The organism is Sphingopyxis sp. MG, assembly GCF_002953155.1.
Taxonomy (GTDB): Bacteria; Pseudomonadota; Alphaproteobacteria; order Sphingomonadales; family Sphingomonadaceae; genus Sphingopyxis; species Sphingopyxis granuli.
The window spans coordinates 2198031-2212269 of the sequence record NZ_CP026381.1; the positions used below are offsets into that span (position 1 = coordinate 2198031).

13 protein-coding genes and 1 other RNA gene are annotated in these 14239 nt (G+C 68.3%); 2 read left to right on the forward strand and 12 right to left on the reverse strand.

All coding sequences use genetic code 11. The features are described 5' to 3' along the window. From C3E99_RS10085 to dapA, 4 genes are all read right to left on the reverse strand, one after another. Positions 1–2067, reverse strand: coding sequence for a M13 family metallopeptidase (locus tag C3E99_RS10085; protein ID WP_076076055.1), 2067 nt, complete (start codon positions 2065–2067; stop codon positions 1–3). Positions 2068–2161: 94 nt separating this feature from the next. Continuing rightward, positions 2162–2740, reverse strand: coding sequence for a DUF2062 domain-containing protein (locus C3E99_RS10090; RefSeq protein WP_076077974.1), 579 nt, complete (start codon positions 2738–2740; stop codon positions 2162–2164). Between the two features lie 35 nt (positions 2741–2775). Further along, positions 2776–3261 (reverse strand): SsrA-binding protein SmpB, encoded by a 486-nt coding sequence (smpB, locus tag C3E99_RS10095; protein ID WP_067110614.1) that lies wholly within the window; start codon positions 3259–3261, stop codon positions 2776–2778. Positions 3262–3346: 85 nt separating this feature from the next. After that, the gene (gene dapA / locus C3E99_RS10100) at positions 3347–4222 is read right to left on the reverse strand and encodes a 4-hydroxy-tetrahydrodipicolinate synthase (RefSeq protein WP_076076057.1); all 876 of its coding nucleotides are present in this window, start codon (positions 4220–4222) and stop codon (positions 3347–3349) included. Positions 4223–4322: 100 nt separating this feature from the next. Here dapA and C3E99_RS10105 point away from each other — a divergent pair, with 100 nt between their 5' ends. Continuing rightward, complete coding sequence (locus tag C3E99_RS10105; RefSeq protein WP_076076060.1) at positions 4323–6356, forward strand: lytic transglycosylase domain-containing protein; 2034 nt, start codon at positions 4323–4325, stop codon at positions 6354–6356. 5 nt (positions 6357–6361) lie between these two features. Next, a complete protein-coding gene (gene greB, locus C3E99_RS10110; protein ID WP_076076063.1) occupies positions 6362–6853 on the forward strand; it encodes a transcription elongation factor GreB in 492 nt (163 codons plus the stop codon). Positions 6854–7191: 338 nt separating this feature from the next. Here greB and C3E99_RS19745 read toward each other — a convergent pair whose 3' ends face one another. The 8 genes from C3E99_RS19745 to C3E99_RS10145 all read right to left on the reverse strand — a co-directional run bounded on the left by C3E99_RS19745 (position 7192) and on the right by C3E99_RS10145 (position 14226). After that, on the reverse strand, positions 7192–7347 hold the full coding sequence (locus C3E99_RS19745; protein WP_156483147.1) for a hypothetical protein: 156 nt from the start codon (positions 7345–7347) through the stop codon (positions 7192–7194). Positions 7348–7425: 78 nt separating this feature from the next. Further along, an RNA gene (gene rnpB, locus C3E99_RS10115) (RNase P RNA component class A) lies at positions 7426–7810 on the reverse strand. A gap of 364 nt (positions 7811–8174) precedes the next feature. Continuing rightward, positions 8175–8864, reverse strand: a complete 690-nt coding sequence (locus C3E99_RS10120) for an N-acetylmuramoyl-L-alanine amidase (protein WP_076076065.1) — start codon at positions 8862–8864, stop codon at positions 8175–8177. Between the two features lie 79 nt (positions 8865–8943). Next, complete coding sequence (locus tag C3E99_RS10125) at positions 8944–9804, reverse strand: CheR family methyltransferase (RefSeq protein WP_234002439.1); 861 nt, start codon at positions 9802–9804, stop codon at positions 8944–8946. Next, complete coding sequence (gene cheB, locus C3E99_RS10130; RefSeq protein ID WP_083675124.1) at positions 9801–10919, reverse strand: chemotaxis-specific protein-glutamate methyltransferase CheB; 1119 nt, start codon at positions 10917–10919, stop codon at positions 9801–9803. Before cheB ends, C3E99_RS10125 begins: the two co-directional genes overlap by 4 nt. 19 nt (positions 10920–10938) lie before the next feature. Further along, on the reverse strand, positions 10939–11313 hold the full coding sequence (locus C3E99_RS10135) for a response regulator (protein WP_067113125.1): 375 nt from the start codon (positions 11311–11313) through the stop codon (positions 10939–10941). Between the two features lie 79 nt (positions 11314–11392). Continuing rightward, complete coding sequence (locus C3E99_RS10140; RefSeq protein WP_067184886.1) at positions 11393–11830, reverse strand: chemotaxis protein CheW; 438 nt, start codon at positions 11828–11830, stop codon at positions 11393–11395. Continuing rightward, a complete protein-coding gene (locus tag C3E99_RS10145; protein ID WP_104959757.1) occupies positions 11827–14226 on the reverse strand; it encodes a chemotaxis protein CheA in 2400 nt (799 codons plus the stop codon). Before C3E99_RS10145 ends, C3E99_RS10140 begins: the two co-directional genes overlap by 4 nt. Between the last annotated feature and the right edge of the window lie 13 nt (positions 14227–14239).

Sequence of the window (14239 nt, forward strand, 5' to 3'; positions counted from 1 at the left end):
TCACCAGATGCGGACACGGTCCTTCGGCGCCAGATACAGCTTCTGGCCCGGCTTTACCTGATAGGCCTTATACCAAGGGTCAAGGTTGCGCGAGACCCATGCCCGCTGAATCGAGGGCGAATGCGGGTCGGTGGTGATGCGCTGCGACAGATTCTGCTCGCGGTAGTTGCGCCGCCACACCTGCGCCCAGCCAAGGAAGAAGCGCTGGTCGCCGGTCAGCCCGTCGATCACCGGCGCCGCCTTGCCGCCCAGCGACGCCTTGTACGCGTCATAGGCGATGGTCAGCCCCGCGAGGTCGCCGATATTCTCGCCGAGTGTGAAGGTGCCGTCGAGATGTTCGCCGGGCAGCACTTCATAGGCGTCATATTGCGCGACGAGCGCCTTGCCCGCCGCATCGAATGCCGCGACGTCGGCCGGGGTCCACCAGTCGGACAGCTTGCCGGTCTCGTCATATTTCGCGCCCTGGTCGTCGAAATGATGACTGATCTCGTGACCGATGACGGCACCGATGCCGCCATAGTTGATCGCCGCGTCGGCCTTGGGATCGAAGAAGGGCGGTTGCAGGATCGCCGCGGGAAAGACGATCTCGTTCATCCCGAAATTGGCGTAGGCGTTGACCGTCATCGGGGTCATCCCCCATTCCCAGCGGCGGATCGGCCCGCCGAGGCGGCTGATATTGTCGTCATGCGCGAACTGGTTGGCGCGCAGCGCGTTGCCGAACAGATCGTCGGCACGGATTTCGAGCGTGCTGTAGTCCTTCCAGCGGTCGGGATAGCCGATCTTGGTGGTGAAGTTGGCAAGCTTGCGCTTCGCCTTCACCTTGGTTTCGGGCTGCATCCACGTCAGGTGGCCGATGCGCTCGTCGAGCGCGGCGAGGACGTTCTTCACCAGCCCGTCCATCGCCGCCTTGGTTTCGGGCGGGAAATATTTGGCGACATAATCCTTGCCGACCGCCTCGCCCATATGGTCGCTGACGAAATCGACCGCGCGCTTCCAGCGTTCCTGCATCTCCGGCGTTCCCGACAGCGCGGTGCCGTGGAAGGCGAAAGCCTCCTGCGCCACCGCGTCGGGCAGCACGTCGGCGAAATCGTCGAGGCTGCGGACGAGCAGCGCGTCGCGGATCACGCCGATCGGCGCCTCGGCAATCAGCTTCGCCTCGCCGGTGAAGGCGCTCGGCTGCGACACGAGAAGGCTGTCCTCCTTGACCCCGATGCCCCGGATGAAGGTCGTCCAGTCGAAGCCCGGCGCTGCCTGCGCGAGTTGGGCGATCGTCATCTTGTTATAGACCTTGGTCGCGTCGCCGCTGTCGTTCTTGTCCCAGTGAACCTCGGCAATCCGCTTCTCGAAATCGTAGAGCGCCCGCGCGCGCGCCGCGGCGTCCTTTTCGCCCGCGAGGGTCAGTATATTTTCGAGGTGGCGGAGGTAGGCGGCCTGCAACGCCGTGTTGCGATCCCCGCCCTTCAGGTAGAAATCGCGGTCGGGCATGCCGATGCCGCCCTGAACCATGGTGTAGATATAGACGTCGGGATTCTTGTCGTCCTGCCCCACATAACCGCCGAAGAAATGCGAGATGCCGTTGCGGTCGGCCTCGGCCAGCAGCGCCGCCAGCCCGGCCTTGTCGACGGCGCGTACCTTGGTCAGCCAGGGCTCGATCGGCGCCAGCCCCTTCGCCTCGACCCCCGCGCCGTCGAGATAGGAGGCATAGGCGCGACCGATCATGCTGTCCGGATTGCCCTTCGCCGCATCCAGTATCTCGCGCGTGCGCTGCTGCGACAGGTCGGCGAGCGCGGTGAACATGCCATAGTTGGATTTGTCGGCGGGGATCGCCGTCGTCTTTGCCCAGGTGCCGTTGGCATAGGCATAGAAATCGTCGCCGGGCTTCACGCCTCGGTCCATGCCCGCCATGTCGAAACCGAAATCGCCGATCTCGGGCCCGGCGGCGGCATCGGTGGCGGGCGCCGGAGCCTTGGCGGCGTCCTTCGCCGTGGCGGAGGATGCGAAACCGAGCAGCAGCGCGCCGATGGCGGCGGTCGCGAACAGGCGCGAAGAGATATGCGAACGAGTCATGACGGTCCCCAGAGGATGGTGGGCGCGACCACGGCCCCGGCGCGCGGGGCAGATGGTTACAATGGAAACAGCTATACCCGCGCGAACCGCGCGTTCAACCGGCCGCCCCGTCGCTCGTCGATGCCTCATGTCGTTGGTCGCGCGCCCGGCGCAGCTTGCGCCGCCAGCGCAGGCGGATCCAGTTGTCCCAGAACAGCGCCGCGAGCAGATAGCCCACCACCGCCGACACGACCGAGATGACGAACAGCCCCGCGAGCAGCGCGGGCGCCGCGTCGGACAGCACCCAGCGCACCCACGCGCCCGCCGACGCGCCTTCGTCCACCATGATCGAGATGGTGGCGACGTTGGCATGCAGCCCGAACATGCTGTTCCCCAGCCACACCGACGCCGCGATCAGGAAGGGCGTCGTCGCCGGGTTCGACAGGAAGGTCATCGCGGCGCCGATCGGGATATTGGCGCGGAACGGCAGCGCAAGCAGCGCGACGCCCAGAATCTGGACGCCGGGGATCAGGAAGAAGATGCCGACGAACAGCCCGAGCGCGGTGCCGCGCGGCACCGACATCCGCGTGAAGCGCCACAGATGGCTGTGCGCGACGCGATGCGCGAAGGGCTTGATGAAGCGGCTCTCCAGCAATTCTTCCCGCGAAGGAGAATTGCGGCGGATCCAGTTCATCACCGCGGCTTTATCGCGAGGTTTGCCGCCGCGGCTCATCCCCGTTCCTTCATCAGGCGCTGCTTGTCGCGCTTCCAGTCGCGTTCCTTGATCGATTCGCGCTTGTCGTGCGCCTTCTTGCCCTTGGCGAGCGCCAGTTCGACCTTGGCGCGCCCGCGGCTGTTGAAATAGACCGACAGCGGCACCAGCGTCATCCCCTGCCGCGCGACGGCGGCGTGCAGCTTGTTGATCTCACGCGTGTTCAGCAGCAGCTTGCGCGGCCGGCGCGGTTCATGGTTGAAGCGGTTGCCGTGGCTGAATTCGGGGATATTGGCGTTGATCAGCCACACCTCGCCGCCCGCCACCTCGGCATAGCTTTCGGCGATCGTGCCCTCGCCGAAGCGCAGCGATTTGACCTCTGTCCCCTGCAACGCGATGCCCGCTTCGAACACCTGTTCGACGGCATAGTCGAAGCGCGCGCGCCGGTTCTCGGCGACGACCTTCTTCTTGTCGAATTCGGGGGCGGATTGCGGACGGGCCATTGAGAAACCTGAAAATTGAACCTTATGCCAACTCTTGCCCCATTCGCGTCGAACGGAGGGGGAAAGACCACATAGCGATCATAGCCTAAATCACTCCCGCCGCGGACAGGGCGGCATCGACCGCCCGGCGCGACGCATCCGACGCCGGGATGATAGGTAGGCGCACTTCGGGCGAAAACCAGTCGTGGACGCGCGACAGCGCATATTTGACCGGCCCCGGCGAGGCGTCGGAGAACATCGCCTTGTGCAGCGCGAACAGCCGGTCGTGCAGGCTCAGCGCGCCGCTCCAGTCGCCCGCGGCGCAGGCGGCGGCGAAATCGGCGCACAGCCGCGGCGCGACATTGGCGGTCACCGAGATGCAGCCGACGCCGCCCAGCACCGCGTGCGGCAGCCACAGGTCGTCGTTGCCGCTGAGCTGGCAGAAACCGGCGCCCGCCCCGGCCCGGTGGACGGTGACGCGGGCGAGGTCGCCGCTGGCATCCTTGATCGCGACCACCGACGGAATCTCGGCCAGCCGGCACATCGTCTCGGCCGCGATGTCGGTGACGGTGCGGCCGGGGACGTTGTAGACGACGATCGGCAGGTCGCTCGCGTCGGCCAGCGCCCGGAAATGCGCGATCAGCCCGTCCTGCGTCGGCCGGTTGTAATAGGGGGCGACGACCAGCGCCGCCGCCGCGCCCGCCGCCTGCGCATGGCGCATGTGCCGGATCGCGGTCGCGGTGTCGTTCGACCCGCAGCCGGCGATCACCGGCACGCGCCCCGCCGCCGCCTCGATGCAGACGTCGATGACCCGGTAATGCTCGTCGAAGCCCAGCGTCGGGCTTTCGCCGGTGGTGCCGCACGGGACCAGCGCACTCGTCCCCTGTTTGACCTGCCAGTCCACGAGGCGCACGAAGGCCGGGGCGTCGAACGCCCCATCGCGAAATGGCGTCACCAAGGCGGGAATCGAGCCCGAAAACATGCTCCGCTCCTTTACAAAAAAGCGCCGGAACCGATAGGGAAGGTCGGCGCGCCGCCTAATGAACGCCTATTCAGCGCCCCGCAAGGAGTTTGGCACTAAAATGCCCGGCATGATCTCGCTGTTCCCCGTTTCCCGTCTCGCGCTGGCTGCAGCGCTCCTTCTTCCCTCCATGGCGACCGCCGGCGAACTGACGCCCGAACAGATGGCCTGGTATCGCGCCCAGATGGGGCTTGCGTCGGTCTCGACCACCCCGCCGACGGCGACCAATACGGTCGGCGACGCGGTGATGGAATGGCGGCGCCTGACCCAGGACCAGAGCGCCTCCTTCGACCGCCTGTCGCGCTTCCTGATGGCGAACAAGGGCTGGCCCGACGCGGACAAGATGCGCACCCGCGCCGAAAAGGCGATCGCGATCGACAGCTTCGACCCCGCGCGCACCCTCGCCTATTTCCAGGCCTATCCGCCAAAGACGCCGAGCGGCGAGCTGCGCATGGCGCTGGCGCTCAACGCCTCGGGCCGCCGCGACGAGGCCTATGCCGCCGTCCGCCGCGCGTGGACGAGCGGGCCGCTCGACGAGAGCGAGGTCAACCGCGTGCTCTCCTTCTTCCCCGGCGCGCTGAGCCTCGCCGACCATGATGCGCGGATGGACCGGCTGCTGTGGTCGAACAACACCGCCGCCGCGGCGCGCCAGCTCGGCTTCACCTCGCCCGAACGGCGCGCGCAGTTCGCGGCGCGGCTCGCGCTGCGCAGCGCCGCGGTCGACGCCGCGCTGCAGGCCGCGGCGGTCGAGGCGGCCAACCCGGCGATCCTGCGCACCGATCCCGGCTATATCACCGCCAAGGCGACCTGGCTGCGCAAGTCGGGCCGCGTCGGCGAGGCGCGCGCGCTGCTCGCGGGCCCGCGCAGCCTGGCGAGCCCTCCCACCGATGCCGAGGAATGGCTCGAGACGCTGCTGACCAACGCGCGGCAGGCCGACGCGGCGGGCGACAAGCTGACCGCCTACAATATCGCGAAGCAGATCGACGACGCGCTGCCGCCGGGCACGGTGGTGCGCGAGACGCCGCTGGGGGTGCGCGACGATTACACCTCGCTCGCCTGGCTCGCGGGCCAGCTCGCCTTCAAGGACCTGCGCCGCCCGGCCGAAGCGGTGCGGCTCTACCGCGCCTATGGCGACGCCGCCCGCTCGGCGCAGACGCGCACCAAGGGCTATTACTGGGCCGGCCGCGCGGCGCTGGCGGCGGGCGACGCCGCGGCCGCCAACGCCCATTTCGCCGACGCCGCGCAGCATTACGACCAGTTCTACGGCCAGCTCGCGCTCGAACGGCTCGGCCGGCCGCAGCCGCGCCCGACCCCGGTGCCGAGCATCCAGGTCAGCGGCGCCGAGCGAACGGCGTTCGACGACGACCGCCTCGTCCGCGCGTCGCGCGTGCTGGGAGAGATCGGCGCGTGGCGCGAACAGTCGCTGTTCCTGCGCGCGCTGGCGCAAAAGGCGACCTCGCCCGCCGACCATGTGCTCGCGGGCCAGCTCGCGCAGCAGATCGGCCGCCCCGACCTGGGCGTGATGATCGGCCGCAGCGCGCAGGCGAACAGCCTCGACGCGGTCGAAGTGTCGGGCTTTCCGACCGTCCGCGTCCCCGCCGGCCATGAGGGCAACTGGACCTTCATCCACGCGATCACGCGGCAGGAAAGCCAGTTCGATCGCGCCGCGGTCAGCCATGCGGGCGCACGCGGGATGATGCAGCTGATGCCCGGCACCGCGCGCGAGGTCGCGGGCAAGCTGGGGCTCGGCTACGACGCCGGATCGCTGACCACCGACACCGGCTACAACATGACGCTGGGGTCGACCTATTTCCAGCAGATGCTCAGCTATTTCGGCGGCAGCTATCCGCTCGCCGTCGCCGCCTACAACGCCGGGCCCGGCAATGTGAACAAATGGCTGCGCGCCAACGGCGATCCGCGGACGGGGGCGATCGACATCCTCGACTGGATCGAGGCGATCCCGATCTTCGAGACGAAGAACTACGTCCAGCGCGTGCTTGAGAATGCCGTCGTCTACGACACGCTGCGCGAAGGCGGCCGGGCGCTGCCCAAGGCGCCGCTGAGCTTCTACCTCGGCAAGTCGAACCCCGGCTGAATCCCGTGGCGGGGGACAGGAGCAACATCATCAGCCCGGCGGGCTTCGCCGCGCTGCGCGCCGAATATGACGCGCTGCTGGGCGGGGAGCGGCCGAAGCTGGTCGAAACGATCAGCTGGGCGGCGGGCAATGGCGACCGCAGCGAGAACGGCGACTATATCTACGGCCGCAAGCGGCTGCGCGAAATCGACCGGCGGCTCGCCTTCCTCGCGCGGCGGATGAAGGCGGCGCGCGTCGTCGATCCGGCGGCGCAGCCCGACCGGGACCGCATCTGGTTCGGCGCCACCGTGGAGCTTGCCGACGAGGACAACATGCGGCGCACGGTCACGCTGACCGGCGACGATGAAGCCGACGCCGGCGCCGGGCGGATCGGCTGGAACAGCCCCCTCGCCCGCGCGCTGCGCGGCGCGGCGGTCGGCGACCTGCGCACGGTCCAGCTTCCCGCCGGCCCGAAGGAATGGGAAGTGATGACGATCGCCTATCCCGGCGCGGGATGAGGTTGAAGCACCGTCTGCGCGTTACCCTGTCTATCCCGTCACCACCCTCTTCCCCGGCTAAAGCCGGGGTCCATGCGAGGTAGCGCTGTGCCATCTGGGCCCCGGCTTTCGCCGGGGGACAGTGACGTGTCGAAAAGGGATAATTGCCGACTTGTTTCAGGGTCCGTGGCCTGCCCTCGCATGAAATGCGGTACAAAAGGGGAGGTCCGGCCATGGATGCGGAAACGAGTTCAGCATGACGAACGGACGAGACAGCCCGCCGAGCGCCGCCGAATCCGCCTCTTTTCCTTTATTCCCTTCGTATTTCGCCTTCGCTCGACACGAAGGGAAGAGAGGGTTCAGGGCTGCAGCAGCGCCGGGACGATCCAGATCGCCGACAGCACGACGATCACCGCCGCGAGCGATATGGCGAGGACATAGCGGACATTGTGCCCCTTGACGGCGCTGGTGGCTTCTTCATCGGTGACTTCGACATGTTCGTCGACGACTTTCATGACCGGGCTCCCTATCGTTGGCCTGCAAAGGCAACGCGCCGCCCGCAAGCGCGGTTCCAGCGCAGGTGGGGAGAGTATGGCGCCAGAGGGTCTGTAAGCCGGGTTCTGTCCACCCCTTGCGGGGATGGGCGATCATTCCTCTAGGCGGCCGGTTGCCCGGACGCTCAAGCAGTCAACCCGGACGGCGGGGCCGGAACCAGCCCTGAGTTGCCTCTTGCCATCCCTATTCGACCTTGCTCCCGGTGGGGTTTGCCGTGCCGCGTCCGTTGCCGTCCGCGCGGTGCGCTCTTACCGCACCCTTTCACCTTTCGCCGGGCCGAAGCCTTTGGCGGTCTGCTCTCTGTGGCACTTTCCCTGAGCCCGCCCGAAAGCGGACCCGCCGGACGTTATCCGGCACCGTGGTTTCCGTGGAGCCCGGACTTTCCTCCCCCGCTTGCGCGGCGGCGATCGCCCGACCCTCTGGCAGGGCGCCATATAGCGCGGATGGCGGGCAATTGCGAGCGATTGTAGGAGTGTCGGCTTTGGGGTGGGGAACCGACATAGCTCCCCTCCACTTCCGTCATCCCGGGCTTGATTCGGGATTCCGCTTTTTTTGGGGCATCGACCGGTCTTCGGCATCAAGCGGGACCGGGATCAAGTGGGATATATACCCTTCAGGCAAGTAGGTAGCTGTTCCCCGGCGAAAGCCGGGGTCCATGCGTGGTAGCGCTGTGCCATCTGGACCCCGGCTTTCGCCGGGGAACAGTGACTTGTCTAAAAGGGATAATTGCCGATCAAGTCCGGGGTGACGATGAATGATAGGTCGGCTCCCGGCCGAACCCCGCCGCTCAATCCCCCTCGGGCTGCGGCAAGAGCAGCGCGAGCAGGATCGCCCGGCATTCGCCGTCGATCGTGCCGTCGATCAGTTCGGGACGAAAACGGCGCTGGAACGCCACGGTGGCCGCGAAGCCGTCGGTCACGTCGTAGCCGAAGCGCTCGAGCGCGAGCAGGAAGCCCGCATCGGTCCACAAGGGATCGGTCAGCTTCTTGGTCGGGCGCGGCAGCGCGAGGCGGCGGCGCGCCAGTTCGTGCCATGGAAACAGTTCGCCCGGGTCCTGCTTGCGCGTCGGCGCGATGTCCGAATGGCCGACGACATTGCCGCGCGTGACGCCGTGGCGGTCCTTGATCAGATGGACGAGCCGGACGACCGAGGCGATCTGCGGGTCGGGAAAGGGCACATAGCCATATTCGTGCCCCGGATTGACGATCTCTATGCCGACGCTGGCCGAATTGATATCGCGCACGCCCCGCCAATGCGACTTGCCGGCGTGCCAGGCCCGCTTGTCCTCGGGCACCATATGGGTGATCTGCCCATCCTCGCTGACGACATAGTGCGCCGAAACCTTCGCCGCGGGATCGGCAAGCCGATCAATGGCTTCGGCGCCGGTCTTCATGCCAGTGTAATGCAGGACGATCATCGAGATGGGCAGCGCGCGCTCGTCGAAATTGGGGGACCAGCGTTCGATAAAATCGCCCATGCCTCTCGCGATCCATTATTGTTCCGGCCCGGCGCGGAACCGCTCTTTCCCCTGCGCCAGCGGGGCGCAAAAAGCAAGGTCAGGCGGCGACGGGGCGCCGCACCTGCTGGTCGGCCGGTTCGTACAGGCCGCGCAGGCGCGGGCTGGCGACGAACTGGTCGGTCTGCCCGAGCACCGTCTCGCCGGCGCCGAGGACAAGGAAACTCTGCGGCGCCGCGATCGCGCGCAGCCGCGCGAACGCCTTCTGCCGCATCGGCATCGCGAAATAGAGCAGCAGGTTGCGGCAGAAGATCAGGTCGGCCGGCGCGGCCAGCGGCGGCCGGTCGATCAGCATGTTCTGCACCGAAAAGTCGACGCGGCGGCGCAGGTCGGCCTTGGCGAGCCATCCCGCCTCGGTCTGGTCGAACCAGCGGACCATGCGCTGCACCGGCAACCCGCGCTGAATCTCGAACTGGCTGTAGAGCCCGACCCGCGCGCGCGAAATGGCGTGGTGGCTGACGTCGGTGCCGATGACGTCGACGCGCCAGCCCGCCCAGCGCTCGCCCTGCTCGGCGAGCAGCATCGCCATCGAATAGGCTTCCTGCCCGGTCGATACGCCGCAATGCCAGATCGTCAGTTGCCGCCGGCGCGCGTTCACCACGCGAAGATATTCAAGCGCCTTCTCCGCAATATCGTCGAAGACGCTGTGTTCGCGGTAAAAGAAGGTCTCGTTGTTGAGCATCGCATCGACCGTGTCGTCGAGCAGTTGCCGCCCGTTCGCGGTGACGAGCGCGGCGACCAGCGTGTCGAGGTCGGCGATGCCGTGCCGCTGCAACACCGGTTTCAGCGACATCTCGATCCGCCAGATGCGGTTCGGCGACAGCGTCTGGCCGGTGCGCGATTCGAGCACGCTCATCAGGACGCGATAGGCCGATTCGCTGGCCGTGCCGCCGCCCATCATCGCCGCGACCGTCCCGCCAGGCTGCCGCCCAGCATCAGCGCGATCGCGTCGGGGTTGAGCGTCGCCGCGGCAATCCCGGTCCGACTGACCGCGCCGGGCATGCCCCATATCACGCAGCTTTCGGGCGCCTGCGCGAAAACCGTGCCGCCCGCCGCCTTCAGGCGCGCGGCTCCCTGCGCGCCGTCGCGCCCCATGCCGCTGAGGATCACCGCGACGCCGCCCTCGCCATAGACCTCTGCGACCGACGCCAGCATCGGGTCGGCCGAAGGACAGCAGCCATTGTCGACCGGGTGCCGGTCGAGCGCGATCTCGCGCCGCCGACCGTTGGCGACGACCACCAGATGCGCGTCGCCCGGCGCCAGATAGATATGCCCCGCCTCGACCGGCATCCCCGCCGTCGCGACATGGACACGGCGCGTCGTCAGCGTCGCGATCTGCCGTGCATAGAATTCCATGAAGGCGTCGGGCAGATGCTGCGTCAGCAGGATCGGCGCGCGAATGCGCGGATCGAGGTGCGCGAGAAAGGTCGTGAACGCCGGAATGCCGCCGGTCGAAGCCGCCACCGCGATGCATTCGAGCGGCTGGCCGGCATCGATCACCGGCGCTGCCGCGAGCCGCGCCGGACGGCAGACGGCGCGCGCCGCGGCGGGGATCGCCGGCGACCGCTGGCCAAGCGAGAGGATGCGATCGGTCAGCACCTCGGCAAAGCGGCCCGAGAAACTGCCGCGCCCAGGCTTGGCGAGCGTGTCGCTGGCGCCGAGCGCCAGCGCGTCGATCGCCGCCGATCCGCCCTCGACGCAATTCGACGACAGGATCAGCACGCGCGCATTCGCCGCGCGCTCGAGGATGAGCGGCAGCGCGTCGATGCCCGTCATTCCCGGCATTTCGAGGTCGAGCACGACGACGTCGGCCGGTTCGCGCGCCAGCCAGGCGAGCGCATCCTGCGCCGAGGCGAAGGACGCGCAGATGCTGAGCCCCGGCCGCTGCTCGATGATGCGTTCGAGGATGCTGCGCACGACGAGGCTGTCGTCGACGAGCATCACGCGCACGTCGCGCGGAACCGGGCCGGCCTCTTCCGGCGGCGGATCGTTCGGGCGGGGTTGCGGCCGGGTCATGCGGCGGTCTCGAACAGCCTCAGGCAACGCCGACGAGTTGCAGCTTTCCTTCGAGCGTTTCGCGGTCGAACGGTTTCATCACATATTCGTCGGCGCCGGCCTCGATCGCCGCGCGGATATGGTCGATGCTGTTCTCGGTAGTGCAGAAGACGACGCGCGGGCGCTCGTCGTGCCCGAAATCGAGATCGTTGAAGGCGCCCAGGAATTCCATGCCGCTCATCACCGGCATGTTCCAGTCGAGCAGGATCACGTCGGGCCGGTTGGCGCGGCAGAAGCGCAGCGCTTCCTGGCCATCGGCCGCTTCATCGACCGCAAAAGCCATGCTTTCAAGGATATGGCGCGCGACCTTGCGAATGACCTTGCTGTCATCGACGACCAGACAGGATTTCGACATTTTCTACCTCCGACCCCCGGGGATTTCGGCCACCCTAGGCCAAAGGGGTATGCAGCGCGTTAACATGATGGGCATCCCGTCAGGCCGCCCGCGCGGCGGGCGCGGCGATGAAATGCGCCGGGTCGACGACGAGCAGCGACGCCCCGTCATGCTCTATCATCGCATCCGCGACCCGCGCCCAGCCGGGCAGCAGCTTGCCCGCGACACGCGTTTCGGGCGCCGCGATGAAACAGACATCCTCGATCGCGTCGGCGAGCAGCGCATAGCCGTGTCCACCGACGTCGACGACGATCACGCGCTGGCCGGGCGCGACGGGAACCGCCGGCAGGCCGACGACGACATGCGGGTCGATCAGCGTCAGCACGCGGCTGCGCAGCGCGAAGATTCCCACGACATGCGGCGGCGCGGCGGGGACCGCGACCGGCTGGCCGACGGTGACGACCGAATTGATCGCGTCGCTGCGCAGCGCGACGCGCGTGTCGGCGATCCGCGCGACCAGATAGAGCCTGTCGATCACGGCCGGCCTCCCCCGACATGCCGGCGCAGCGCATCGAGAAGCGCCTGGCGATCGTAGCGATAGATGGTTTCGTCGGCCGGTCCGGCCGTCGCCGCCGAAGCGCGCAGGCGGATCACCGGGATGCCGCCGCCATGCGCGCAAAGCCCGTCGTCGGCGGCAAGGCACAGCAGCACGTCGGGCGCCTCGCCTTCGCCGGCATCGCCGTCGGACACGACGCGATAGCCCGCGCCGCGCAGGATCGGCGCGAGGAAATTGCCGCCCCAGCCGTCGGCATCGTCGGCGATGCGGCACAGCGGCCGGCGGGCCTCCTCCACGGACGGGGTGAGGATGGCCGCGTGGCGTTCCATCAGCCAGAACGGGTCGATCAGCTCGACCGGCTCGCCGCCGATCAGCACGACGCCGGCGACCAGCCCCGGCGCCGCGGCGGGCTGCACCGCGTCGGGCAGCCGCACGATGTCGACGACCGCCGCGACCGGATAGCAGAGCACCGTGCGGCCATCGAACAGGCGCAGCAGCTTCACCGTGCCATGGCCTTCGGGCAGCGCGTCGGCGTGGACGGGGAAAATATCGTCGCCGATCTGGACCCGCACCGTCCCGGCGCTTTCGAACAGGGCGAGCGCGGGCACTTCCTCGACGCGCTCGATCACCGACAGGCGCACGCCGCGCGTCCGGCCATCGGTATCGCGGAACAGCAGAAGCTGCGCCGCGTCGCGCGCCGCGGCCGCGGCGGCGGCCTCCTCGGCGGCGGCGGCTTCGCCGCGTTCCGCCTCGGCCGCGTCGATCGCCGCGGCGGCCAGCAGTCCCTGCACGTCGAGCAGCAGCACCGGCTGCCCATTGTCTGGCAGCGTCGTGCCGGCATAAAGACCGGTCGCCATGATGATCGGCGCCGCGGGCTTGATCACCAGTTCCTCCTGATCGTGGATCGCCGCGACGCTCAGCGCATAGCTCTGCCCCTGCCCCGGCCGGACGATCACCAGCGCGCGGTCGTCGTCATCCTCCTCCGCATCGCGCGGGCAGCCGAGCACCTCCTCCAGCCGCAGCAGGGGGTAGCGCTGTCCGCGCACGGTCGCCAGTTCGCCGCCGCCGACGCGGTCGATGCGCACCGTATCGCTGTTTTCGAGCAGGATCTCGCGCACCGCGCCGCGCGGAATCGCGAAATACTGCCCGGCGGCGCGCACCATCAGGCCGGAGATGATCGTCAGCGTCATCGGCACGCGCAGCAGGATCGACAGGCCGCGCCCCTCCTCGTTGCGCAGTTCGACGACGCCGCCGATCTTCTCGACATTGGCCTTGACGATATCCATGCCGACGCCGCGTCCCGAAATCGCCGTCACCTGCGCCGCGGTCGAAAAGCCGGGGCGGAAGATCAGGCCGAGCCGTTCGGCGGGCGTCAGCGCGCGCGCGTCGCTCGCGGTCAGAATCCGCGCCGCGATCGCTTTGGCGACCAGCGCGTCGGGCGACAGGCCGCGGCCGTCGTCGCGCACCTCGATCTCGATCTGGTTGCCCGACTGGCGCGCCGCGACGACGATGGTCGCGGTCATGTCCTTTCCCGCCGCCGCGCGGTCGGCGGGCGCCTCGACGCCATGGTCGACCGCGTTGCGGACGATGTGGATCAGCGGATCGCGGATATTCTCCATCATCTCGCGGTCGAGTTCGACCTCGCCGCCGCTGGTCGTGAAGCGGATTTTCTTGCCCGTTTCCTGCGCCAGGTCGCGCACGATCCGCGGCAGCGGCGCGAACAGCTTGTCGATCCGCTGCATCCGCATCTGGCTGACCGAATGGCGCATGCCGGCGATCGAATCCGACAAGCGGTCGAACGAGGCGATCAGTGCCGGATCGGCCCCCGATTCGCGCAGCATCCGGGTGAATTCGTTGCGCGCGAGGACGATGTCGGTGACCCCCGTCATCACGCTGTCGAGCAGCGGCAGCGGCACCCGGATCGAGCGCCACCCCTGCCCGTCGGCAAGCAGGTCGTCCTCGCGGCGAAGCGGGATGCCCGCGACTTCGACCGCCGGATCGGCATCGGACTGCCGGCCGTCGAGCGCGGCGATGATCGCGCCGTCGTCGCCCGCGGGCTCCGCCCCGTCGCGGCCCAGCGCGTCGCACAGCTCGCTCAGCCGGTCGACGATCGCCAGCACGGCGGTGACGAGCATGGCGTCGGCCGGGCGGTTACCGCGGCGGACTTGGTCGAGCGCATCCTCGGCGGCATGCGACAGCGCCGTGACGCGCGGCAGGGCCAGAAAGCCCGAACTGCCCTTGATCGTGTGGACGAGCCGAAAGATCGCGTCGAGCCGCTCGCGATCGGCGGGGTCGGCCTCCCACGCGACGATCGCCCCCGCCGCTTCGGCAAGGATTTCCGACGTCTCGGTCAGAAAATCGTTCAGCAGATCGTCCATCGCGGTATCGGTG